Below are 25,507 nucleotides of genomic sequence, written 5' to 3'. Positions count from 1 at the left end.
CTAACACCCCATACCCCATTGCGCAGGTGCCCCATGACCGACCAGCAAGATCGCCCGGACAACCACGACGATTACGAAACCGACCACATCGAACACACCTCCTCCGGCACCGGCCTGGCGCTGCCCGGGCAAAACCTGCCGGACAAGGTCTACATCATCCCGATCCACAACCGTCCGTTCTTCCCGGCCCAGGTCCTGCCGGTCATCGTCAATGAAGAGCCGTGGGCCGAAACCCTCGAACTGGTCAGCAAGTCCGAACACCACTCCCTGGCCCTGTTCTTCATGGACACGCCCCAGGAAGACCCGCGCCATTTCGACACCGGCGCCCTCCCCGAATACGGCACGCTGGTCAAGGTTCACCACGCCAGCCGCGAAAACGGCAAACTGCAATTCGTCGCCCAGGGCCTGAGCCGTGTGCGCATCAAGACCTGGCTCAAACACCATCGCCCGCCGTACCTCGTCGAAGTCGAATACCCGCACCAGCCCACCGAGCCGACCGACGAGGTCAAGGCTTACGGCATGGCACTGATCAATGCGATCAAGGAGCTGTTGCCGCTCAACCCGCTGTACAGCGAAGAACTGAAGAACTACCTCAACCGCTTCAGCCCCAACGACCCGTCGCCGCTGACCGACTTCGCCGCCGCGCTGACCTCGGCGACCGGTCCCGAGCTGCAAGAAGTGCTCGACTGCGTGCCGATGCTCAAGCGCATGGAGAAAGTCCTGCCGATGCTGCGCAAGGAAGTCGAAGTCGCGCGCCTGCAAAAAGAGATTTCCGCTGAAGTTAACCGCAAGATCGGCGAGCATCAGCGTGAGTTTTTCCTCAAGGAACAGCTCAAGGTCATCCAGCAGGAACTCGGCCTGACCAAGGACGACCGAAGCGCCGACCTCGAACAGTTCCAGCAGCGCCTCGAAGGCAAAACCCTGCCGGCGCAGGTGCAGAAACGCCTCGAGGAAGAAACCCACAAACTGTCGATCCTCGAAACCGGCTCGCCGGAGTACGCGGTCACGCGCAATTATCTGGACTGGGCAACATCGGTGCCGTGGGGCGTGTACGGCGAGGACAAACTCGACCTCAAGCACGCGCGCAAAATCCTCGACAAGCATCACGCCGGTCTGGACGACATCAAGGATCGCATCCTCGAATTCCTCGCCGTTGGTGCCTATAAAGGCGAAATCAGCGGCTCGATCGTGTTGCTGGTCGGCCCGCCAGGCGTGGGTAAGACCAGCGTTGGCAAATCCATCGCCGAATCCCTCGGCCGGCCGTTCTACCGCTTCAGCGTCGGCGGCATGCGCGACGAAGCCGAGATCAAGGGCCACCGCCGCACCTACATCGGCGCGCAGCCGGGCAAACTGGTGCAGGCGTTGAAAGACGTCGAAGTGATGAACCCGGTGATCATGCTCGACGAGATCGACAAAATGGGCCAGAGCTACCAGGGCGACCCGGCCTCGGCGCTGCTGGAAACCCTCGATCCTGAGCAGAACGTTGAATTCCTCGACCACTACCTCGACCTGCGCATGGATCTGTCGAAGGTGCTGTTCGTCTGCACCGCCAACACCCTCGACTCGATCCCCGGCCCGTTGCTGGACCGGATGGAAGTGATTCGCCTGTCCGGCTACATCACCGAAGAAAAAGTCGCCATCGCCAAGCGTCACCTGTGGCCGAAACTGCTGGAAAAGGCCGGCGTATCAAAAGGCAGCCTGAGCATCAGCGACACCGCGCTCAAAGCCCTGATCGACGGCTATGCCCGTGAAGCCGGCGTGCGGCAGCTGGAAAAGCAGATGGGCAAACTGGTGCGCAAAGCGGTGATGAAGCTGATCGACGATCCGAAAGCGGTGATCAAACTCGGCCCGAAAGACCTCGAAGCCTCGCTGGGCCATCCTGTATTCCGCAATGAACAAGTGCTGTCCGGCACCGGCGTGATTACCGGCCTGGCCTGGACCAGCATGGGCGGCGCGACCTTGCCGATCGAAGCCACGCGGATTCATACACTCAACCGCGGCTTCAAGCTCACCGGGCAACTGGGCGATGTGATGAAGGAATCGGCAGAGATCGCCTACAGCTACGTCAGCTCGCACCTCAAGCAGTTTGGTGGAGACGCGAAGTTCTTCGACGAAGCCTTCGTCCACCTGCACGTACCGGAAGGCGCGACGCCAAAGGACGGCCCGAGCGCCGGCGTAACCATGGCCAGCGCCCTGCTATCCCTCGCGCGTAATCAGCCACCGAAAAAAGGCGTGGCGATGACCGGCGAACTGACCCTGACCGGGCATGTACTGCCGATCGGCGGCGTGCGCGAGAAAGTGATCGCAGCGCGCCGGCAGAAGATTTTCGAACTGATTCTGCCGGAGCCGAACCGGGGTAACTTTGAGGAACTGCCGGATTATCTGAAGGAAGGGATTACCGTGCACTTTGCGAAGAAGTTTGCGGATGTGGCGAAGGTGCTCTTCTGACAATCATGTAGTGCCTGCTATGTCGCTTTCGTGAGCAGGCTCGCTCCCACAGTGGTAAGCGGTGTCGACAGTTTTTGTATTCACCCCATCACCCTGTGGGAGCGAGCCTGCTCGCGAAGGCGGCAACTCTGGCGACGCCAATCCCCCGAACGTCACACTTCGTCTCATCTTCAGTTATGCTCGCCGTTCGTCGTAACCGCCGGAGCTGCTGACCTTATGTCCCCCACTCGCCTGTTTCTCCCCCTCGCCCTTTCCTTGCTGGCGGCCTGCGCCACGCAACCGAAACACAACGTGACCGTGGAAAAACAAAGCGAATGCCCCGTGCGGCTCAACGTCGGGCAAAACCTGATCATCAGCCTGCCAAGCAACCCGACCACCGGCTACCGCTGGGCGATTCAGGATTCGGCTGGCGGCGTGTTGCGCGCGCTCAGCCCGGAGGTTTACAGCAATCCGGAAGATGCCGGCGTGGTGGGCGCAGCGGGGGTTTCGACCTGGCGCTTCCAGGCCTTCGCGGCCGGCACCGGGCGCTTGCGCCTGACCTCGCAACAACCGTGGGCTCCGGAAGTGCTGCCAGTGGAAACCTTTGACTGCGCCATTTCCGTGGAATGATCGGGTTCGCGAATCCTTCTTCTCATTCGCGATAACCGCGCACGACCCCATGATCTATTCGTATAAAAAACTGTCATTTCTGTCAGTTACCAGTCCTTCCCACTCACGTTTAGAGTGGACGCAGAGCAGCTCCCCATGAGCTGTCGCGTACTCAAGGAACGGCCATGAGCACTCAAGACAAGGATTTCAAACCCCAAGCCAACGCCTTCACGTGCCAGATTGAAGACGCTGAGGCGTTCAGCTTTCCGTTAGTCAATGCATTCCGCACCGAGCGAATTACCATCACGGGCGCCGACTATCTCCCATTTGATCAGGATATTTACAAGATTGAGTTCACTTTCGATAACGACATCGTGACTGCCGAATACAACCTCGGCCATGCCAAGGTAAAGGTCGACACCGAGACGGGGAAGGCCAACATACGATATACGCCGATCAGCATGACCCTGAAGCTGACCGTTGACCATTTCTCCAAGTCCGTCTCCGGCGTATATGCCATCGATACGGTCCAGGACTACGGCGGTGTGATAACCCCTGGAATCAAGCTGAACGGGAATTTCGCAGTCAATTATATCGACACCTGAGACAGCCTTGGCCCGCCGAGCTGCGCAGAGCGTGACTCACAACTACAGATCGCCTCGTGCGCGGCGACTCAAGGTCGCCGAATCACCCGTCTTTAACCGCACCGAAGCGGCTTATCAGCAATTCAAGCATCCATGCCCCACTTTGGCTAAAATGCCGGCCTTTTCCACCGACACCGCCGGACGCCGCCGTGAGCAAAGAACCCGATCGCCTATTCGCCCAGCCTTTGGCCCAGGTGCCTGACTTCGCCTTCAATGAAGACGTGGTGCGGGTGTTCCCGGACATGATCAAGCGCTCGGTGCCGGGTTACCCGACCATCGTCGAAAACCTCGGCGTGCTCGCGGCGCAGTTCGCCCAGCCGAACAGCGTGCTCTACGACCTCGGTTCGTCGCTCGGCGCAGTCACGCAAGCCCTGCGCCGTCATGTGCGCACCGACGGCTGCCGGGTTATTGCTGTGGATAACTCGGCGGCGATGGTCGAGCGCTGTCGCGAATACCTCAACGGTCAGGATTCGATGTTTCAGGAACTGCTGCCGGTCGAGGTAATTGAGGGCGATATCCTCGCGCTGGAGTTTCAACCGGCCTCGGTGGTGGCGCTGAACTTCACCCTGCAATTCATCGCCCCGGACCAGCGCACCGCGTTGCTCTCGCGCATTCGCCAATCGTTGTTGCCCGGTGGCGCGCTGATTCTCTCGGAGAAGCTGCGCTTCAACGATGCCGAAGAGCATGCGCTGCTCACCGATCTGCACGTGGCGTTCAAACGCGCCAACGGCTATAGCGAACTGGAAATCGCCCAGAAGCGCAGCGCCATCGAAAATGTCATGAAGCCCGACAGCCTCGAAGAACACCGCGAACGCCTGCTGGCCGCCGGGTTCTCGAAAGTCGTGCCGTGGTTCCAGTGTCTTAACTTTGCCTCGTTGATTGCCTTGCCATGATTGATCTGTCCCCCCTCGCCCGCCGTCTGGCCGGTACCCCGCTGGCCGAATGGGCCAGCACGCTGCAAGCGCAACTCGACAAGAAAATGGAGAAGGGCCACGGCGATCTGGAGCGCTGGCAAAGTGCGCTGGACGCCTTGCCGAAAATCCAGCCAAGCGAAGTCGACCTGCTCAACGGCCTGAAACTCGACACCGATTGCGACGACGAAACTCGCGCGCAGATGCGCACCGCGCTGATGGGGCTGTCGCCGTGGCGCAAAGGGCCGTTCGATCTGTTCGGTGTGCATGTCGACACCGAATGGCGCTCGGACTGGAAGTGGTCGCGCGTCTCCCCGCACCTCGACCTGAAGGGCAAACGCATCCTCGATGTCGGCTGCGGCAACGGCTACTACATGTGGCGCATGCTAGGCGCCGGTGCCGACAGCGTGATCGGGGTCGACCCGAACTGGCTGTTCTTCTGCCAGTTCCAGGCGGTGCAGCGTTACTTGTCCGAGCCGAATGCCTGGCACCTGCCGTTTCCGTTTGAAGACCTGCCGCCGAATCTGGAAGGCTTCGACACGGTGTTTTCCATGGGCGTGTTCTATCACCGTCGCTCGCCGATCGAGCATTTGCTGGCGCTGAAGGATTGCCTGGTCAAGGGTGGGGAACTGGTGCTGGAAACCCTGGTGGTCGAAGGCGACAAGCACCAAGTGCTGGTGCCGGAAGATCGCTACGCGCAGATGCGCAACGTGTGGTTTTTGCCGTCGGTGCCGGCGCTGGAATTGTGGCTGCGGCGCGCCGGGTTCAGCGATATTCGTTGTGTGGATGTCAGTACCACGACGGTGGAAGAACAACGCGGGACGGAGTGGATGAAGTATCAGTCGCTGAGCGATTTTCTGGATCCTGAGGATCACAGCAAAACCATTGAAGGGCTGCCGGCGCCGATGCGGGCGGTTATCGTCGCCAGGAAGTAAGCGTATTTTCCCATGACCGCGGTGGGCCTGCCCCTCACCCCAGCCCTCTCCCCGGGGAGAGGGAACTGATTGTTGAGCTTTTCAAAACTTGCGTCCGACTCGGTATTTCAGTTCGGCGGATTTGGTCCATCCAACTCGGTCGGTCCCCTCTCCCTCTGGGAGAGGGTTAGGGTGAGGGGCTTTTGGTGCGTCTGGCGCGGAAAAACTCGGTCAGCACCGCACCACATTCTTCAGCCAGCACCCCGCCCTCATACAACACCCGGTGATTCAAAAAGCCCTGGGTAAAAAACTGTCCCTGACTCTGAACAATCCCGGCCTTGGGTTCCAGCGCGCCATACACCACCCGCGCCACTCGCGAATGCACGATCAGCCCGGCGCACATGCTGCACGGTTCCAGCGTCACATACAGCGTGCTGCCCGGCAGGCGATAGTTATCCACCGCCTGCGCGGCGGCGCGGATCGCGACCATTTCGGCGTGGGCACTCGGGTCGCTGGTGCTGATCGGGCAATTGAAGCCGCGACCGATGATCACGCCATCCTGCACCAGCACCGCGCCCACCGGCACCTCACCGAGGGCGGCGCCCTGTGCGGCGAGGGTCAGGGCTTCGCGCATGAAGTCGCGGTCACGGCTGCGGTCGATGATCGCCGCCGGGCGGATCTGGCGCATCACTTCACCTCGATCGCGGCCATCAGGCCGGTTTCCATGTGGTCGATGACATGGCAGTGGAACATCCACACCCCCGGGTTATCCGCCACCAGCGCCACTTGCGCACGCTCGTTCTTGCCCAGCAGATAGGTGTCGGTGAAATACGGAATGACTTTGTGCCGGTTCGACGCGATCACCTTGAAGCTCATGCCGTGCAGGTGGATCGGGTGCTGGTACTGGGTCATGTTCTTCAATTCGAAAATATAGCTCTGACCCAGTTTCAGGCTGGCAATCGGTCGGTCAGCACAGGTCTTGTCTGTGATGTCCCAAGCCTTGCCGTTGATCTGCCACAGGCTCGGCGGTTTGCCGTTTTCGGTGTTCACCGAGACCGAGCCGACCCATTCGAAATTGAAGTTGAGTTTCTCCGCATTGGCCAGATCCGGCTCGGCCACCGGGTTGGCCGGCAGGGCTTTCGGCCAGTCCGTCGGCGCGTCGGTGTTGGCGACTGAACGTAGCGTGCCCAGACGCACCGGGCCGTTACGCAGCGACAACTCTTCACCCGCCGCCGGGGCCTTGATCGCCAGGCAAATGCGCATGCCAGGGCCGAGCCAGTATTCCTTGCCCAACGGGCGGGGCTCGACCGGGTTGCCATCCAGCGCGTAGATCTTCGCTTCGACACCGGGGATGTTGATGCGATAGGTCAGGGTGTTATCGAGATTGAGCAAACGCACCCGGGTGATCTGCCCGGCCGGCAGATCAATCACCGGCAACGGCACGCCATTGATCGTCGACAGACGCCCGGCGGTACCGCCACGGGCCGCTTCGCGGGGGATGCTGAACTCGACGAACTGGCCTTGCTCGTCGATGTGCCAGTTCTTCAGGCTCAGGGTTTTCTCGTACTTGAACCCGGTCGGCTCGCGTTCTTCGATGATCAGCGGCCCGACCAGCCCGCGCCCCAGTTCCTCGCTGCTGCTGACATGCGGGTGATACCAGTAGCTGCCGGCGTCGGGCACGCGGAATTTGTAGTCGAAGTATTCGCCCGGCAATACCGGCAGTTGCGACACATAAGGCACGCCGTCCATTTCCAGCGGCAGGCGGATGCCGTGCCAGTGGATGGTGGTCGCCACCGGCAGGTGATTGATGAAACGCACCCGCAGCCATTCGCCCTGGCGCACGCGCAACTCGGTGCCCGGTGCCGACGGGCCGAACGCCCAGGCTTCGGTCTTGTGCCCCGGCACCAGCTCGACCTCGAGCGGCGCGGCGATCAGTTCATAGTCGTGGCCGGCCTCGGCGTCGGCCATCTTGCCCAGCCAGTAACGCGACGCGCCTCCCGCGCCCACGCCAACGACAACAAGACCGGCCAGGCCACCGAGGATTTGGCGACGGGTAAAGGACATGAACTCAACTACCTCACGTATCAGCGACAGACCCCGAGGGATCCGCAAAAAGGCGAATACGATACACCCGCAGTTGAGAAACAGTAAGGGCGACCTGCGGCCGCACGTCTTGTCGGCCTTATGCGCGCAGCCCGGTAATCAGGTGCAGCACGCCGCCCTCAAGCGGCATGACGCCCGCCACACCGGCTACACTCAGGGCCTGACGGTCGACACGGGCCTCGTCATGCAACGTCACGCGCACCCGGGTCAGCGCCAGCGGTTGCTGCGACTTGAGGTTATCCACACCGCCCAGCGCCGCTACGATCTCGGCGCTCAAGCCGGCAATCGGTTCGGCGACGGCTTTCACCTCATCCGGTACCAGATCCGGCGTCAGTGCTTTCCAGAATGCCTGCTGCAATTTGTCGAACATTTTCAATTCTCCATAACCGGTGAGGCATCGACTTTCGCCCCATGAAACTGCTGCAAGGCTGCGCGCACGTCGGCGGCGCTTTCCAGGTTCGAGACCTGTTCGGCGATGATTCGACAGTCGGCCAGATTCACTTCGCGCACCGCCGACTTGATCGCCGGAATCAACGGCACGCTTACCGAAAGCTCATCCACACCCAGCCCCAGCAGCAACGGCACCGCAAGGCGTTCAGACGCCATGGCGCCGCAGACGCCGACCCATTTTCTGTGGGCATGGGCCGCCTTAACCGTCATCGCGATCAGGCGCAGCACCGAAGGGTGAAAGCTGTCCGCCTGGCTGGCCAGACGCGGATGATCGCGATCCATGGCCAAGGTGTATTGGGTGAGATCGTTGGTGCCGATGGAAAAGAAATCCACGTGCGGCGCCAGCACATCGGCCATCAGCGCGGCGGCTGGCACTTCGATCATGATTCCCAGTTTCGGCAGATGCGCCAGGCCCAGCGCCCGCGCTTCTTGCTCAAGAATCTGCCGCGCCAGACGCAGTTCGGCCAAATTCGTGACCATCGGCAACATGATGTGCAGGCGCGTCAGTTCACAGCAGGCGAGGATTGCACGGAACTGCTCGCGCAACAGTTGCGGTCGCTCAAGGCACAGTCGAATGCCGCGCAAGCCGAGGAAAGGATTGGTTTCGCTGTCCATCGGCACATAAGCCAGCGGTTTGTCGCCACCGACATCGAGGGTGCGCACCACCAGATTGTGTGCCGGCCCGATCGTGCGCGCGATGGCGCTGTAGGTGGCCACTTGTTCATCGTGGCTCGGCGCTTGCTGGCGACCCAGGTAGAGAAATTCCGAACGCAGCAGGCCAACGCCGCTCGCGCCCAGCTCCATGGCCTGGGCGGTTTCGCCCTGCGAGGCAACGTTGGCGGTGACTTCGATGTGCTGACCGTCACGGGTACAAGCCGCCTCGCTGGCCTGCGCCAGTTCCTGCTGATGACGCTGGCGCTGGCGCTCATGCCGCGTGCGCAATTGATCGATGGACTCGGCGTCCGGGTGCAACTGCAATTCGCCTTTGTCGGCATCGAGCAGCACCCGCGTGCCGTTGCCGAGCCCGAGCATTTGCAATGGCATACCGCAGATCGCCGGCAAACCGCAGGCCCGCGCGAGGATCGCGACATGGCTGGTGGCGCCGCCGCCAACGGTGGCAAACCCGAGCACCTTGCGCGTATCGAGCCCGGCGGTCTGCGAAGGGGTCAGCTGATCGGCGATCAGAATGGTGTCGTCCGGCAACTCCAGCGTCTGCTCGTGAACACCGAGGATCAGCTTCAGCACGCGCTGGCCGACATCATCCAGATCCGCCGCGCGCTCAGCCAGCAAGGCATTGCCCAGCGAGCGAAACATCGCCGCCGTTGCATCGGTGCTGGTCTTCCAGGCAAACGCCGCGCTGTTGCCCGCGTCAATCAGCGCCCTGGCCTGATCCAGCAGGCTCGGGTCGGCCAGCAGTTCCTGATGCGCCTTGAAAATCTCCGCCTGCGCCTGGCCGCTGGCGGTGTCGCGCAGATGTTGCAGGGCCATGTCGGCTTCGATCAGGGCCTGGCTCAACGCCTCCCGTTCGCTTGGCGGCTCGGCGCCGAACTCGCTGACCGTGAGCGACGCTTCGACGATCTGCATGACTTGTCCCAACGCCGAACCGGGCGAGGCGCAGACACCGCGCAGGATGTTCGGCATTTCTGCTGCATCGACTTCGACCGGCGCGGGCGCTGTGACCGCTTCGCCGCAGCCTTCGCTCAGCAAGCGTGTCAGCGCATCGACGGCGGCTACGGCATCTTCACCTTCGGCGCTGACCTGCACGCTGTCGCCATGGGCCGTCTGCAACGCCATGATTGCCACCAGGGATTTGCCGTTGGCTTGCGCTTGCAACTTGTGCAGATGAATGGTCGCTGAAAATGCTTTGGCCGCTTGGGCAAATACTGCCGCCGGCCGCGCGTGCAGGCCATTGGGATTGGGCAGGTTGATCGGCTGCGAGAACACCGCGTCTCCCGGCATCGGCGCTGGATGTTCGCCGACGGCTGCGCCGACCACGACGTCCAGCACTGGCTGGCCCACCTCGACCAACCCGGTTGAGCCAACGAGTGAATCGAACGGCTCGCCGCTGACCACCAGCATCAAGGTCAACAAACTGCGCGCGTGCAGGGCAATATAGTCAGCATCGAAGTCGATCAGCGCCTGCCCCGCTTCGACCCGCTGCCCCGCTTCAACGCGACGGGTGAATCCTTCGCCGGCGAGATTCACCGTGTCCAGGCCGATATGCATCAACACCTGCACACCCGCGTCACTGGTGATGGTGAGCGCGTGCCCGCTGGCCTGCACGTCGCTGACCACACCAGCCAGCGGTGCGCAGAGCGTTGACGAAGTCGGGTCGATGCACAACCCGTCGCCGATGATCCGCCCGGCAAATACCGGGTCGGGCACCTGGTCCAGCGCCATCAGCACGCCGGATAAAGGAGCCAGCAGCTGCAATTGTTGGGGTGTGGCCATGACATCACCTGAGCTTGTATTGATTGAATGAGCGGTCGCAGCCGCTTTGCTTATTTCCACCAGTATTCAACCTGCAAGCCGACATTGGCGCCGTGCCGTGCGTTGCCGAAGGCGCCGGTGTCGGACAGCGCCGAACCTTTGGCCAACAGGTTGGCGGCACGCTTGGCTGCCTTGTTCCAGCTGGCATAGGTGTAATACAGACGCACCTCGGGCCGCGCCCAGAATTCCGGGCCTTTCGGTGACCAGGTCGGTGCAAAGGTGAACTTGCTCAGCTTGCGCGTGCCGTCCGCCGCCTCGACCTGATCGTGCCCCAGTTCGGTCACCAGTTTGAACTGCTCGCTCAGCGCATAGGCCGGGCGCACGCCGAGTGACAGCCAGTTCTGGTCGGCGCCGCCCTGACGAATATCTTTCTGATACACCGCCTGGAATTGTCCGCCAAAACGCGGCGTCAGTTGCCAGTCGAAGAACTCGACGATGCGATAGCTCTTGTTGCGGTCATCGAGCCTGACGTTACCGGTATAGCCCAATCCGGTGCCCGGCCCTTCGCCGTATTGCAGCGCCAGTTTGTTCTTGCCACCGAAAAAGTCTTGCTGCACATGCTGGGTGGTGATCGCCCAGCCACGGTGGGCATCGCGGCTGTCGGGCTTGTCGATGTAACTCAGGCCGAACTCCAGTTCACCGCCCGGGTTACTGTTGAAACCGCCGACGTTGAAGTCATGGCGGTTGATGTAATCCTTTTGGTAAAGGTTGTCCTTGCGCGAAAAGGCGTAGCTGTATTTCAGGCCGCCGAGCAACACGTCTTCAATGCCTGCCCCGGTGGCGCTCTGGTTCCAGTAATAGAAATCGGAAATATGGATGTCGTTACGTTTGTAGTAACGCCGCCCTGCCCACAGCGAGCCGCCATTGAGCGCGGGCATCGCCGACCACTGCGCATACGCCTGCGGCAAACGAATCGAGCCGTTGTCTTCCTTGAACGTCAGGCTGCGGTCGTAGCGGTTATACAGCGAGGCCATGCCGTCGACGCTCAGCACCGAGCCGTCGTCGAGGGTGTACAGATCCTGGCGCAGCTCGAGCTCACCGTACTGCTCGCACTCGTTACCGAGGCGATATTTGGTCTGCGCGCCGGGCAACTGGAAACACGACTGGCTGCCGCTGTTGACCGATGTACCGACACCGCTGCGCAGATAGCCGCCGAACTCCAGCGCATGTGATGACGTGGGCATTGCCAGACAAATCCCCGCGACTGCCAGACTGTAATTTATGGTTGCTCTCATATATGCCACCCGTTGTTTTTATTGTGTGGTTGCAGGAATTCAGCGCGCACAAATCCCCCGCGCAGCGTTCTGCGTGTTTTTTCAAAGGTTGTTATTCAGTTAAAAAATCAGGGGTCGGTCAGGTGCAGCACGAAGGATTCGTAAGGTCGCAACTGCAGCAAACTCGTGCGCTGCGGGCAGTCCGGGTAATTGCTGATCAACAAGCGCTGCTCCTGGGCTTCGTCGATCAGTGCCGGTAGCTCGACCTCACAGGCGGTGCCATAAAAATTGTTCACCACTAACAAGCGCTCTCCCTTTCCCTCGCGCAGGTACGCCCAGACCTGTGGATGCTCCGGCAACAACTGCCGATAGACGCCGTCGGAGATCAACGCCTCAGTGCGGCGCAAGGCGATCAGGCGCCGATAGTGATGCAGCACCGATTCCGGGTCGTGCAGTTGATGCGCGACATTGATCTGTGCGGCATTGGCCGGCACACCAATCCATGGTTCGCTGCGCGTGAAGCCGGCGTTGTGCCCGGCGTGCCAGTGCATCGGCGTGCGCCCGTTGTCGCGGGACTTCTGCATGATCGCCGCCATGTTGTCGAGGTCGCTGGTGCCGGCTTCACGCTTGAGGCGAAAGATATTCAGGGTTTCGACGTCACGGTATTGCTCGATGCTCTCGAATCCGGGATTGGTCATTCCCAACTCTTCGCCCTGATAGACGAAGGGCGTGCCCTGCAGAAAGTGCAGCGCAGTGCCGAGCATCTTCGCCGACAGCTCGCGGTATTCGCCGTCGTTGCCGAATCGCGAGACCACCCGTGGCTGATCGTGGTTACACCAGAACAGCGCATTCCAGCCGCCACCCGCCTGCATGCCGGTCTGCCAGTCGGACAGGATCTGCTTGAGCTGGAGGAAGTCGAAATCGGCGCGGACCCACTTCTGCAGGTTCGGGTAATCGACCTTCAAGTGATGAAAGTTGAAGGTCATCGACAATTCTTTCGACTGCGGATTGGAGTAGCGGATGCAGTGTTCGAGGCGGGTCGAGGACATCTCGCCGACGTTGATCAGCTCATGCCCTTCGAAGACTTCGCGGTGCATTTGCTGCAAGTACGCATGCACGTTAGGCCCATCGGTGTAGAAGCGCCGACCGTCGCTGTCGTCCTCGGGGAAGTCCGCCGGTTTCGAGATCAGATTGATCACGTCCAGACGAAAGCCACCGACACCCTTGTCGCGCCAGAAACGCATCATCTTGAACACTTCGTCGCGGACCTTGGGGTTGTCCCAATTGAGGTCGGCCTGGGTGTGGTCGAACAGGTGCAGGTAATACTGGCCGGTCTGCGCTTCGTACTCCCAGGCCGAGCCGCCGAATTTGGATTCCCAATTGTTCGGCTGGTCGCGCCAGATGTAGAAGTCACGGTAAGGGTTGTCGAGGCTGCTGCGGGCCTGCTGGAACCAGACGTGCTCGATCGAGGTGTGGTTGACCACGATGTCGAGCATCAGCTTGATGCCGCGTTTGCCCGCTTCGGCGATCAGCAGCTCACAGTCGGCCATGCTGCCGTAGCTCGGATCGACCGCGTAGTAGTCGCTGATGTCGTAGCCGTTGTCGCGCTGCGGCGAGCGCAGGAACGGCGTGATCCACAGGTAATCGACTCCCAGCCATTGCAGATAATCGAGCTTGGCGACGATGCCGAGCAGATCGCCAGTGGCGTTGCCGGCATGGCTGTGGAAGCTCTTCGGGTAGATCTGGTAGATCACCGAACGTTGCCAGTCTTGCATGGCGCAACTCCTTTATTGATTTCAGGCAACCCGGTAACCCGGACGGACGATCTTCATGCTCAGCACGCAGGTCAGGGCAAACGGCACGAGCATGGCGATCAGCATCCCGATGACGAACATCGGGATGAACTGCGGAACGATCGAGATGAAACCGGGCAAGCCACCGACGCCGATGGCCGAGGCCTGGATCTTGTTCAGTGAGAGGAACATGCAACCCAGCGCCGAACCGGCCAGCGCGGCGTAGAACGGAAACTTGTAGCGCAGGTTGACGCCGAACATCGCCGGCTCGGTGATGCCGAAATACGCGGAAATCGCCGAGGTCGAGGCCATGCTCTTGTCCCGCGCATTGCGCGTCATCCAGAACACCGCCAGGGCCGCACTGCCCTGCGCCAGATTGGACATGACAATCATCGGCCAGATGAACGTGCCGCCCTGGCTCGAAATCAATTGCAGGTCCACGGCGAGGAACATGTGGTGCATGCCGGTGATCACCAGCGGCGCATACAACAGGCCGAAAATCAGACCGCCCACCAGCGGCGCCAGATCGAACAGCATCACCAGCCCTTCGGTGATGTAGATGCCGATATGCCGGGTCACCGGGCCGATGATCGCCAACGCCAGCACGCCAGTGACAACGATGGTGGTGATCGGCACCACCAGCAACTGCACCGCGTTGGGCACGCGTGCGCGCAGCCATTTTTCGATCACGCTCATTACGTACGCCGCCAGCAGGATCGGCAGGATCTGCCCTTGGTAACCGACCTTTTCCACCTGGAACAGGCCGAGGATGTCGAAGTACGGCAGTTGCTGCCCGTCCAGCCCGGCCACGGCCTTGCCGTAATTCCAGGCGTTGAGCAGGTCCGGGTGCACCAGCATCAGACCGAGGACGATGCCGAGGATTTCGCTGCCGCCGAAACGCTTGGCTGCCGACCAGCCCACCAGCGCCGGAAGGAACACGAACGAGGTGTTGGCCATCAGATTGATCAGGCTCCACAACCCGCCGAGATTGGGATAGGCATCGAGCAGGATCTGCCCCTCGATGAACATGCCCTTGGCGCCGAGCAGGTTGTTGATGCCCATCAACAGGCCGGCAATGATCAGCGCCGGCAGGATCGGCATGAACACATCGGAAAACACCCGCACCAGCCGCTGCATGGCGTTTATCTTCTCGGCGCTTTTCTGTTTAACGTCGGCGATGGTCGATGCCGCAAGGCCAGTCTGCTGGCGCAGTTCGGCATAAACCTTTTCAACATCACCCGGGCCGATCACCACTTGATACAACCCGCCGGTGAAGAACGAACCCTTGACCAGATCGATGCCATTGAGCGCGGCCACATTCACCAGCGCGGGGTTCTTCAGCGCCAGGCGCAAACGCGTGACGCAATGCGCCGCCTGCTCGATGTTGTCACGGCCACCAAGGCTTTCCAGCAGCTCCTTGGCGATGTTCGGATAGTCATGGCTCATGCTTGTTCTTCCGTCGTGGATTGTTGTTATTGGCAGCACGCCGAAACGAAAAATACTCGTCTGTACGAGTTAATGCAACAACTCGTCTGTACGAGTTTGCATCCGTGGATGAACGTCAGAAAAACGCGGATTCTTCCTACTCTGACCTAAGATGTTTTCCTTCGTCCGCATGGACAAACCCCTACCCTGCCCTTAAGGTTCGGGGTTTTGAGCACCGTCGGCACAGAGCCCAGCCATGAGCAAGTACAACCAGATCTACAGCGATTTGCTTGCCAGTATCACCACCCAGCGCCTGGAGCGCGGCGCCCGGCTGCCTTCCGAAACCGAACTGATGGACACCTATCAGGCCAGCCGTGGCACGGTGCGCAAGGCCATCGACCAGTTGCAGGAGCGCGGTTTCGCTCAGAAGATTCACGGCAAAGGCGCGTTCGTGCTGTCGACCAACCCGATCGAATTCCAGCTCGGCGGCATCGTCAGCTTCCAGGAGACCCACCCGCGACTGGGCAACGACGTCAGCACCGAAGTGGTCGAGATGTGTCAGGTGCCGCTTGAAGGTGCATTGCTTGAACATATCAATGCCGAGCCCGGCAGCCCGATCACCCGGATCAAACGGGTGCGGCGCATCGACGGCAAACGCGTCATCCTCGACATCAACCACTTCGTCAGCGAGGTGATCCCCGACCTGTCAGCAGACATCGCCGAACATTCGATCTACGCCCACATCGAACAGACCCTGCAACTGCAGATCGCCTACGCCCAGCGCACCATCGAAGCCGTACCGTCCAGCAAGGACGACCAACAACACCTGGACCTCGACGGCCAGAGCCATGTCATCGTGGTCAGCAACCAGACCTTCCTGCAGGACGGCCGCCAGTTCGAGTACACCGAATCGCGGCATACGCTGGACAAGTTCTATTTTTCGGATGTGGCGCGGCGCTGACGTTCGCCAACAGGCGAGCCCATTTCAAAATATGTGATTCGCTGACAAGCCGCGATGACCTCCGGTAGTATGCCGCCGTGGCTATGGAACACCTTCCTTCTATCCTCCATGAACTAGGGGTTCCGCTCTCCACACCGCGCCTGCTTATTGCAGGCGTTTTCGTATCGATTGCACAGGTGAGCTTCAGCTCACTGGAAACGGCGACCAAGGAAGAAATCATGATGAATCAGGAGCTGTTCCTGCGGCGCCGTACAAAACTGCACGTTCCTGCGGGCTCTGGCGGAGCCACACGCGCGCAGGTCGCATCAGCTGTCAAAGAAGTTACAGCGTTTCGATGCGTTCTCTCCGAGCCGCTGATCGAGCGAATCAGCATGCTCTCTGCGGTCGAACTCAAGAACTGGCTGCGTGAAGTCATTCGAGTCCTGCGGCGGCGCAGCGGTGCTCATGTACATCACCGACCGTTTTATCCTGACTTCCCCAATCAAGTCCTCGAAGCGACAGAGGCGGAGTTGTATCTCAACGCCGTCATTCACTACCACACACTTCGGCGCCTGCCACCCAGCGAACAGGTTCGGCCAGCCATGCTTGAAGGCAACTTCATCCATTGGGTCATCGAACCGGGAAGTGTCAGCGAGTTCGAGGCATTGCTGGAGCCGCTGGTCTCATCACGCACCTCGCTGTCCGAAGAGGAAGCTGCGGATGTCGGCTGGTTTATCCGAACGTACAAAAACGATGTGTTCCGTCTACTGCCCGAGACCATCCCGTTTCGCGAGATTCGCGCGCTGGTTGGCGGCGCACTGATCCTGCATATCGACGACGATGCGCAGGTTGAGGCCTTCCTTGAGCAAAATGTCGAAACGGCAACGGACGTGCTGCGCGTGGCGATCGCACTGCATGGTGGAGACGTGTCGCTGGCAACAGCGCAGACGCGCTTTGGCAAAATGAAACGCTCGATGCGGCGCAAGCTGTTGCGCCTGCTCGACCGCACGCCCAACGCTACGGAAGATGTGATGCGCCAGGCCGAACGCTGGAAACGACTGGCCGAAGTCCTGCATCCAGGCGATTACGCTGAGAAGTATCCGCGAGCATTCGCGGCCATCACCGCAGCGCGACGCAACGATCCGCCGCCCTCGTTCGGGTCGCGTGTCGAAACCATGCTTGCCCAACGCCAGATCGCCGCGCTTACGCCGGTGCTGCAGGATCGTCCCGGAGAATTCGCGCGCCGTCTGGACGTGATGTTACGGCGTGCCACAGAACCAGACGCGGTGCTCGACGCCTTTGCGGCTGTCGCGGCGCAAGTGTCCTCACCTGTGCTGCTGCAATTGCTGGCCCAGGTAAATGCCCCGCGTCCCCTGCCCTTGAGGGCGTTCACACCAAAAGGAGCGCTGGCGAAAGTCTTCGGCACTGCTGATCGTCGAGAGTCGATCGCACCGCAGGTATTGGCACGTGCCGCACAGATTTGCGAGAACGCCCTGATCGCGCGTTTCACGTTGCTGCCACCACTAGGGCGTTGTTTCATCGATCCGGCGTTGCGCGAATACCGGGTGCCACTGGCACAGCGCGCCGCAGCGAAGTCGCTGCGCACGCTGGTGCGCGGCAGTCGACTGCCGATGCCCGACACGCGATTCATTCGCCTGTTCCTGTGGTGGAAGAATGGTCGTGACCGTACGGACATCGACTTGTCGGCCGCCTTCTTCGACACCGACTTCGTCTTCAAGGAAGCGATCGCCTATTACAACCTCAAAGGTTATGGCGGTTACCACAGCGGCGACATCGTCGACGCGCCCAACGGCGCCTCCGAATTCATCGACCTCGACCTTGATGTTCTCGTCAAAAAGGGCGTCCGCTATGTCGTCACGTCCCTCAATTCGTTTACCTGGCAGCCATATTGTGATCTTCCGGAATGCTTCGCAGGCTGGATGGCCCGCGCCGACACGGCATCTGGCGAAGTGTTCGAGCCGCGCACCGTAGTCGACCGCATCGATATCGCCTCCGACACCGGTATCTGTCTACCTTTCGTGATGGACTTACAGGAAGGTCGCATGATCTGGGCCGATCTGGGGCTGACTTCATCGCCCCGCTGGAACAACGTTGACAACAACCTCAGCGGAGTTTCGTTGATGCTGCGCGCCCTGGTGCATACACCAAGGCCGGACCTGCACACGCTTTTCGATTTACATGTGCGGGCACGAGGCGAACGAGTGGCCTCTGCTGAGCAGGCGCAGAGGGTGTTCGCACCTGAACAAGGGCTGACTCCGTTCGATACGGATCTGATTCGGTCTGAATATCTTTGATATCTGCGAAGGCATTGGCTCACTTTCAAAAGGACAACACGCGGTAGCCGAGTAACACCCTCCCCTTGAGCACATCGGTCATCTTCCGCCTTTGTGTCTCAAGGATGAACACCCGCATGACCGCTCCCGAACGTCGTCTGCTGCCAAACGCAGCGGACAAAACCGCCCTCAAAGCCATCGCCACGACCATTGTGCAGAACTGCCCAAGTCTGCTCGATGCGGCCCGGCAAGTTGCGATCGAACTGCTGACCGACAAAGGGCTATCCGGCCTCGATCCCGACCAGGTTTATTTCCATCGATTCAAAACGGCGCAAAGCAGCGCGCTGACCTTTACCGGTTGGGAACACTTGCTGGAAAAGCCTTATGAAACGCTCACCCTCACGCAGTTGGTGATCCATCGCTTTCGTGCGACCGATCAAGACAACGCAGATTTGCTGGGCCTTTACTGTGGCTTCTACTCGGATGGCCCGGACGCGGAGAATTTCAATCAGGACAACGAAGTGCGACTGCTTGGCAGCGATGTGCTGAAGGCATTCTGGGCCGTTGATTTCAGCACGCGTTACAGCGATCAATTGGCCAAATTCTGGCAAACCTCGTCGGAAGATTTCCGCGCCATGGCCAAGTGCAGTTTCCTCAGTCAGGCGGTGCAGGCGCTGCAACAGGGGGACGTTGACGGCAATGATTTTCAACGCATCGTCAGCTCGCTGATCGGCCCCGTTACCTGGCCGGTAACCCTGCAAATGCTCCGATCGACGTACCCGGTCGGCGCGCAGGTGCGCACGCTGGATCTGGACGGTCACGTCGCCACTAACGTGCTGCGTCTGGTCGAAGACAGTGGCCGGCAGACCCTTTACCTGCCGGGACAAGCCCAGGCCTTTCGGCTGATGGACACTGCGGCGGATCTGCACTGGTGGTTGCTCGAACAGATGAATTCAGAGCAGAAACGCCCTTTGTTTCTCAAGCACTTCTCGCTGGCTGACAGCAATCACATCACCGAGAACCTCACTGATTTGATGAACCGTTTGGTGAGCACCTGGGGTCACAGCGATCACCGGATGATCAACCGCAGCAACGTTGCGATCAGCGGTGATGCCTTCACGTGGTTAAGCGATTCGACTCGCGCGGGCATGGCTGCCGAGGCGCATCTGGTGCTCACGTCCAACAGTGATCTGCGCAAGAAACTCTGGACCGGGTATCTGAGCGCCGGGCTGAAAGTGTTCGGCCCGATGGCGGCCGTGGGCTGGCCGGTGGCTTTGCCCTTGATCGGCGCCGGCGTCGCGAACATGGGGCTGAACATCGATCAGGCGATCAACGGCATTACGGCGACCGAACGTAGAGCCGGGGTGATCGGTGCGGTGCTCAGCGCTATCGAAACCGTATTCAATGTGCCGTTCCTGATCGGCACCGGCGCGCAACTGGAAGTCGGGCCACAGGTCGAGTATGCCGAGGCTGAAGAGATGCGTGGTCTGGTCGAGCTTGCCTCGGCTGACACGCGATTATTGCCACCTGTGGATCCGCCACCCGTCACAGCGGCTGAAGAAGCGAGCAGCGAGTTGGCAAACGAGATACCCAGCGGGGCGACATTCGTCGACGTCACTGAGCCCTTGAATACGCCTGCTACACGGCAAGGTTCGACATTTCCACAAGTACCTGCCAGCTATCGATGCAACGAGTTACTTGCGCAACATTCCGTAGAGGCGACGCCGGGGAAATACGAAGGCATTTACCGCCTCGACAACGAGCCCGGTCATGCCATCGAAATGGATGGCGCCGCCTATTACGTGCGCTACTTCGCCGACTCGCAGGACAGCGGCAACTGGGCAATCATCAATCCCGAGCGCCCCAATCAGTTCGCTTATTCGTTGCCGGTCCGCCTGGGAAGCGCTGGCAAGTGGGAGCGCATGCCTGCGCTGCGGCTGCGCGGAGGCGGCCAATGCGTGGGCAAGGCGTGTGCGCCGGAGACAGATTTGAGCCCTTCTGAGGCAACACCATCGGTGGATCTGCCACGCGTCGAACCGCTTCCTGGCGTTCCGTGCCCGCTGCGCCTGGTTACGGCGCTCAAAGATATTTCAGAGACGGAAAAACCCGGAATGAGGAGATGGGCAATGAACTTGCCCAACGCTTCTGCCGAGTCAACAAGCGCTGGACGCCGTTATTTACTGGCTACCGACCGTTACCAAGCGCATTTCAGCGAACAACGAACAGCACTGCTGAACAACGCAGGAGAATTCTTTCGAGAGCTGAAATGGACAAATCTGCCGGGACGGCCGCTCATTCCGCAAATCGATCCCTTGATGCAAACCGAAGAGCTGATAGAGCTGATGTTTGCCAATACCGATGGACTGGCGGTCGGTGAAACCCTCGATCGCATCGCCAGCATGCGCTTCATGATCGAGAACATGCCAACATTCGCGCGGCATATCAGAACGCTCTACGTGCGTGGATTGCTGAGTGATTTCGCCCAGGAGGACCTCAACCATTTCTACCTTTCGGGAGACATGTCAGAGGACCTCACTACCTATTTGTCCAGCCTGGGTACCGACCCTGAGAACCGGTTCAACATGCTCGAATTGATCAGGTCTGCCCAAGCCAATGGCGTCCGCGTCCATGGACTGGACGCAGCACAAACCTGCACGCTGAAAATTCCACTCACTTCGATCGAAGAGCAGATGATCAAGACTCGCCTGGCAACGCAGATCATGGAGCGTGACAAGCTCCTCAACAGACCCGGCAAGTGGGTGGCTCTGGTCGATGCCACGAACACCAATACCTTCAGGGACCTGCCAGGCATAAGCGAACTCAGGGGCGGTATCGGTTTGCGCATCGAAGAAATCTGGCCCGACGAGGCAGCCGACGTCAGGATTGACCCGGGCGTGGAAGTCGCTCGCGGTCCATTTCACAACGGGGCGACGACAAGCAACGCCTTCGACCCTCTGTTCGCTGACCTGCGATTGCAGGTCAAGGCCCCCGTGCCGCCATGGAATGACGCTACGCTAGAAAAGCTTCTGCATCGCAATGGCATGTTCGTGATACGGAAAACAGAACCCGGCACATACACACTCGTGCGGCGCAACAGCGCCAGCAACATCGTGCAAACAAGGGTGCATTGCACCGCAGATGGCCGGTTTTATATCTGGGACCAGTCGATGCGCCGCATAACCGGCATGATATTCCGCGACATCGCCGCAGTAGCCGAGCGCCTGATCGAGCTCGGCATGACCCTGCAAAGTCGTTTACCCACCTGACCTGTTTGCAGGGGCCTGAAACGAAAAAACCCTTGGCTTCACGCCAAGGGTTTTTCGTTATTCGAACCGCAGCGGGATCACTCCCACTCAATCGTCGCCGGCGGCTTGCTCGACACGTCGTAAGTAACGCGCGAGATGCCTTCGATTTCGTTGATGATGCGGCCGGAAACGGTTTCCAGCAGTTCGTAAGGCAGGTGTGCCCAACGCGCGGTCATGAAGTCGATAGTTTCCACGGCACGCAGGGCCACGACCCAGGCGTAACGGCGGCCGTCACCGACCACGCCGACCGATTTGACTGGCTGGAATACTACGAACGCCTGGCTGACCTTGTGGTACCAGTCGGCCTTGCGCAATTCTTCGATGAAGATGTGGTCGGCGCGACGCAGCAGGTCGGCGTATTCCTTTTTCACTTCACCGAGGATGCGCACGCCCAGGCCCGGGCCCGGGAACGGGTGACGGTAGACCATGTCGTACGGCAGGCCGAGTTCCAGGCCCAGACGACGGACTTCATCCTTGAACAGTTCGCGCAGGGGCTCGACCAGTTTCAGGTTCATCTCTTCCGGCAGGCCGCCCACGTTGTGGTGCGACTTGATCACGTGGGCCTTGCCGCTTTTCGCGCCAGCCGACTCGATCACGTCCGGGTAGATGGTGCCCTGAGCGAGGTACTTGATGTTGTCCAGCTTGCAGGACTCGGCATCGAACACGTCAATGAAAGTGCGGCCGATGATCTTGCGCTTCTTCTCCGGGTCGGCTTCGCCGGCCAGGTTGTTGAGGAACTGCTCCTCAGCGTTGGCGCGGATTACCTTGACGCCCATGTTCTCGGCGAACATGGCCATCACTTGCTCGCCTTCGTGCAGACGCAGCAGGCCGTTGTCGACGAAAACGCAGGTCAGCTGATCGCCGATGGCCTTGTGCAGCAGCGCGGCAACCACCGAGGAGTCAACGCCACCGGACAGACCCAGCAGCACGTTGTCGGTGCCGACCTGGGCGCGGATGTTGGCGATGGCGTCTTCAGCGATCTTCGACGGCGTCCACAGGGCTTCACAACCGCAGATGTCGAGGACGAAGCGCGACAGGATGCGACCGCCCTGTTTGGTGTGGGTCACTTCCGGGTGGAACTGCACGCCGTAGTAAGCGCGGTCGTCGTTGAACATACCGGCGATCGGGCAGCTTGGGGTGCTGGCGAGGATGTGGAAGTCTTCCGGCATCCTGGTGACTTTGTCACCGTGGCTCATCCACACGTCGAGGCCGAACAGGCCGTCGGCGTCGATGTGATCTTCGATGCCGTCGAGCAGGCGGCTCTTGCCGACCACGTCAACGCGGGCGTAACCGAACTCACGCAGTTCGGAACCTTCCACCTTGCCGCCCAGTTGCTCGGCCATGGTCTGCATGCCGTAGCAGATGCCGAATACCGGAACGCCCAGGTCGAACACTGCCTGCGGGCAGCGCGGGCTGTTGGCTTCGTGCACGGACTCGGGGCCGCCGGCGAGGATGACGCCTTTAGGGGCGAATTCGCGGATCGCATCTTCGTCCATGTCGAACGGGTGCAGTTCGCAGTACACGCCGATCTCGCGCACGCGGCGGGCAATCAGCTGGGTGTATTGCGAACCGAAGTCGAGGATCAGGATGCGGTGAGCGTGAATGTCGAGGGCCATGAAAGAAACTCTGAAAAGCAGTTGCAAGCTTCAAGCTGCAAGCTGCAAGTAATCGGAAGCCGAGCGGCACTGCTCTGACGCAGCACCGCTTGCAGCTTGTAACTTGTGGCTTAGAGCTGTCGGCGTCAGCCGACCCGGTAGTTCGGCGCTTCCTTGGTGATCTGCACGTCGTGAACGTGGGACTCGGCCATGCCGGCACCGGTGATCCGCACGAACTCGGGCTTGGTGCGCATTTCTTCGATGTTGGCGCTGCCGGTGTAACCCATCGAGGAACGCAGGCCGCCCATCAACTGGTGAATGATCGCGCTCAGGGTGCCTTTGTACGGCACGCGGCCTTCGATGCCTTCCGGTACCAACTTCTCGGCACCGGCCGAGGAATCCTGGAAGTAACGGTCGGACGAGCCTTGAGCCTGGGACATGGCGCCCAGCGAACCCATGCCGCGATAAGCCTTGTACGAACGACCCTGGAACAGTTCGATCTCGCCCGGGGCCTCTTCGGTACCGGCGAACATCGAGCCCATCATCACGCAGGACGCACCGGCCACGATGGCCTTGGACAGGTCACCGGAGAAACGGATACCGCCGTCGGCGATCAACGGCACGCCGGTGCCTTCAAGGGCAGCGGCGACGTTGGCGATGGCGCTGATTTGCGGCACGCCGACACCGGCGACGATACGGGTGGTGCAGATCGAGCCAGGGCCGATACCGACCTTGACTGCGTCGGCGCCCGCTTCGGCCAAGGCCTTGGCGGCAGCGCCGGTGGCGATGTTGCCGCCGATCACCTGCACTTCAGGGAAGTTCTCTTTGACCCAGCGTACGCGGTCGATCACGCCTTTGGAGTGACCGTGTGCGGTGTCGACCACCACCACGTCCACGCCGGCATTGACCAGTGCGGTCACGCGATCGCCGGTGTCTTTACCGGTGCCGACCGCAGCGCCAACGCGCAGACGACCTTGATCGTCCTTGCTGGCCAGCGGGTAGGCCTTGGCTTTTTCGATGTCGTTGACGGTCATCATGCCTTTGAGGGCGAATTTGTCGTCGACGATCAGCACGCGCTCGATGCGGTGCTTGTGCAGCAGTTCACGGACGTCGTTCTTGTCGGCGCCTTCCTTGACCGTGACCAGACGCTCTTTAGGCGTCATCACTTCGCGGACAGTGGCTTCCAGACGGTTTTCGAAACGTACGTCGCGGGAGGTGACGATGCCGACCAGGTCGCCATCGTGCAGGACCGGAACGCCGGAAATGTTGTGCAGACGGGTCAGTTCGAACAGATCACGCACCGTGGCATCGGCCTCGATGGTGATGGGATCCTTGACCACACCGGCTTCGAACTTCTTGACCTTGCGCACTTCGGCAGCTTGCTGCTCGATGGTCATGTTCTTGTGGATAATGCCGATGCCACCTTCCTGAGCCATGGCGATTGCCAGACGGGCTTCAGTAACGGTGTCCATGGCGGCAGAAACCAGAGGAATATTCAGTTCGATGCCACGGGTAAGACGGGTCTTGAGACTGACTTCGTTGGGAAGCACCTCGGAATAACCGGGCACTAGGAGAATGTCGTCGAATGTCAGAGCTTCTTGGCTGATACGCAGCATCGCGGGGGCTCCCGAGCGGGAAAATGGAAGCGCGCCATTATAGTCAGACACCCCCTGCTGTTCAATGTAAAACTCAGCCTAATTGATAGATGGAAAAGCCCGGCCCTACAGCTCCACCTTGACCCAAGAGACAGGTTGATCGAGCCAATCGGCGAACTCGTCGATAAAGCTCTGCTTGAACCCCGCCTCCAGCCAATTGTTGAAAATGAAGCCGAGGTTGGAAAACGCGCATTCCTGCAAAAACAGGAAGCCGTTGATGTCGTCCTCGTGCCCGCACTCCGGGCAGGTGAAATTGTCGGTGCGACCTGGAAACCAGTCTTCAAGACTTTCGAACAGCGCCTCGCCCACTTCGCGGCGGCACTGCGCGCAACCGGCCTCCTCGAGAAAGCCCTTGGCCGGTGTGTAGATGCAGCGTTTGGTGACGATCTCCAGGCCATTGATCGGCTCGCCGAACGGCAGCGCTTCGGGGTACAGCACCACCGCGCGAGCACCATCAGCGATGGCGTGGGCCATGCGGTTGCCGGTGCGGCCGCAGGTGGTCAGCTGTTCTTCGATGATGTTCTTGCGCACCAGCCAGCGCACGATCGCCCGCGCCCGGGGCTCGTGCACCGGCAGGGTAGAGATTTTCGGGACGATGATGCTTTGCGAGTTCATGGGAAATCCTGCGGTGTGACTTCTGACGCCTTCGCGAGCAGGCTCGCTCCCACATTCGAATGCAATCCCCTGTGGGAGCGAGCCTGCTCGCGAAGGCGCTCTAAAGGCCGGCAGCTTAATCCC

Annotated in this window: 18 protein-coding genes; 8 read left to right on the top strand and 10 right to left on the bottom strand. The window is 60.4% G+C overall.

Annotation, left to right across the window (positions count from 1 at the left end; all coding sequences use genetic code 11):
• The first annotated feature begins 33 nt into the window (after nt 1-33).
• The 5 genes from lon (at nt 34) to cmoB (ending at nt 5,526) form a co-directional block, all read left to right on the top strand.
• The gene (gene lon, locus J5M66_RS23970; protein WP_071173472.1) at nt 34-2,448 is read left to right on the top strand and encodes an endopeptidase La; all 2,415 of its coding nucleotides are present in this window, start codon (nt 34-36) and stop codon (nt 2,446-2,448) included.
• Between the two features lie 216 nt (nt 2,449-2,664).
• Entirely contained in the window at nt 2,665-3,057 is a 393-nt protein-coding gene (locus tag J5M66_RS23965; protein WP_110603681.1) for a protease inhibitor I42 family protein, read from the top strand.
• Nucleotides 3,058-3,221: 164 nt separating this feature from the next.
• Complete coding sequence (locus J5M66_RS23960) at nt 3,222-3,641, top strand: hypothetical protein (protein ID WP_207809281.1); 420 nt, start codon at nt 3,222-3,224, stop codon at nt 3,639-3,641.
• Nucleotides 3,642-3,829: 188 nt separating this feature from the next.
• Nucleotides 3,830-4,573 (top strand): carboxy-S-adenosyl-L-methionine synthase CmoA, encoded by a 744-nt coding sequence (gene cmoA / locus J5M66_RS23955; protein WP_016773355.1) that lies wholly within the window; start codon nt 3,830-3,832, stop codon nt 4,571-4,573.
• Entirely contained in the window at nt 4,570-5,526 is a 957-nt protein-coding gene (gene cmoB, locus J5M66_RS23950) for a tRNA 5-methoxyuridine(34)/uridine 5-oxyacetic acid(34) synthase CmoB (protein ID WP_207809283.1), read from the top strand. The genes cmoA and cmoB overlap by 4 nt, the downstream gene beginning before the upstream one ends.
• A 166-nt stretch (nt 5,527-5,692) precedes the next feature.
• On the opposite strand, the gene tadA is transcribed toward cmoB, so the two are convergent.
• The 7 genes from tadA to treP form a co-directional block, all read right to left on the bottom strand.
• Complete coding sequence (gene tadA, locus J5M66_RS23945) at nt 5,693-6,193, bottom strand: tRNA adenosine(34) deaminase TadA (protein WP_125925672.1); 501 nt, start codon at nt 6,191-6,193, stop codon at nt 5,693-5,695.
• Complete coding sequence (locus tag J5M66_RS23940; protein WP_207809286.1) at nt 6,193-7,569, bottom strand: multicopper oxidase family protein; 1,377 nt, start codon at nt 7,567-7,569, stop codon at nt 6,193-6,195. The genes tadA and J5M66_RS23940 overlap by 1 nt, the downstream gene beginning before the upstream one ends.
• Nucleotides 7,570-7,687: 118 nt before the next feature.
• Nucleotides 7,688-7,978: a PTS transporter subunit EIIB gene (locus J5M66_RS23935; protein WP_125917653.1), complete on the bottom strand. Its 291-nt coding sequence runs from the start codon at nt 7,976-7,978 to the stop codon at nt 7,688-7,690.
• Between the two features lie 2 nt (nt 7,979-7,980).
• Entirely contained in the window at nt 7,981-10,509 is a 2,529-nt protein-coding gene (gene ptsP, locus J5M66_RS23930; protein ID WP_207809291.1) for a phosphoenolpyruvate--protein phosphotransferase, read from the bottom strand.
• 50 nt (nt 10,510-10,559) lie between these two features.
• A complete protein-coding gene (locus J5M66_RS23925) occupies nt 10,560-11,783 on the bottom strand; it encodes a carbohydrate porin (RefSeq protein WP_207809293.1) in 1,224 nt (407 codons plus the stop codon).
• A gap of 107 nt (nt 11,784-11,890) precedes the next feature.
• The gene (gene treC / locus J5M66_RS23920; RefSeq protein ID WP_207809294.1) at nt 11,891-13,537 is read right to left on the bottom strand and encodes an alpha,alpha-phosphotrehalase; all 1,647 of its coding nucleotides are present in this window, start codon (nt 13,535-13,537) and stop codon (nt 11,891-11,893) included.
• A gap of 21 nt (nt 13,538-13,558) precedes the next feature.
• Entirely contained in the window at nt 13,559-15,001 is a 1,443-nt protein-coding gene (gene treP / locus J5M66_RS23915; RefSeq protein ID WP_207809297.1) for a PTS system trehalose-specific EIIBC component, read from the bottom strand.
• Nucleotides 15,002-15,236: 235 nt separating this feature from the next.
• Here treP and treR point away from each other — a divergent pair, with 235 nt between their 5' ends.
• The 3 genes from treR to J5M66_RS23900 all read left to right on the top strand — a co-directional run bounded on the left by treR (nt 15,237) and on the right by J5M66_RS23900 (nt 21,480).
• Entirely contained in the window at nt 15,237-15,941 is a 705-nt protein-coding gene (gene treR, locus J5M66_RS23910; RefSeq protein ID WP_130888242.1) for a trehalose operon repressor, read from the top strand.
• 83 nt (nt 15,942-16,024) lie between these two features.
• Nucleotides 16,025-18,235: a TerD family protein gene (locus tag J5M66_RS23905; protein WP_243432986.1), complete on the top strand. Its 2,211-nt coding sequence runs from the start codon at nt 16,025-16,027 to the stop codon at nt 18,233-18,235.
• Between the two features lie 116 nt (nt 18,236-18,351).
• Nucleotides 18,352-21,480 carry a membrane-targeted effector domain-containing toxin gene (locus J5M66_RS23900; RefSeq protein WP_207809299.1) on the top strand — a complete coding sequence of 1,043 codons (3,129 nt, stop codon included), beginning with the start codon at nt 18,352-18,354 and terminating at the stop codon, nt 21,478-21,480.
• 77 nt (nt 21,481-21,557) lie between these two features.
• Here J5M66_RS23900 and guaA read toward each other — a convergent pair whose 3' ends face one another.
• The 3 genes from guaA to J5M66_RS23885 form a co-directional block, all read right to left on the bottom strand.
• Nucleotides 21,558-23,135, bottom strand: a complete 1,578-nt coding sequence (guaA, locus tag J5M66_RS23895) for a glutamine-hydrolyzing GMP synthase (RefSeq protein ID WP_123444230.1) — start codon at nt 23,133-23,135, stop codon at nt 21,558-21,560.
• A 125-nt stretch (nt 23,136-23,260) separates the two neighbouring features.
• A complete protein-coding gene (gene guaB / locus J5M66_RS23890; protein ID WP_016773343.1) occupies nt 23,261-24,730 on the bottom strand; it encodes an IMP dehydrogenase in 1,470 nt (489 codons plus the stop codon).
• Between the two features lie 105 nt (nt 24,731-24,835).
• Entirely contained in the window at nt 24,836-25,384 is a 549-nt protein-coding gene (locus tag J5M66_RS23885) for a sugar ABC transporter ATPase (RefSeq protein WP_073473288.1), read from the bottom strand.
• Nucleotides 25,385-25,507: the final 123 nt, after the last annotated feature.

The sequence above is a fragment of the Pseudomonas sp. 67(2021) genome, from assembly GCF_017491835.1.
Taxonomy (GTDB): domain Bacteria; phylum Pseudomonadota; class Gammaproteobacteria; order Pseudomonadales; family Pseudomonadaceae; genus Aquipseudomonas; species Aquipseudomonas atacamensis.
Note: the sequence above shows the minus strand (reverse complement) of the source record. Positions and strands in the feature narration are given on the sequence as shown.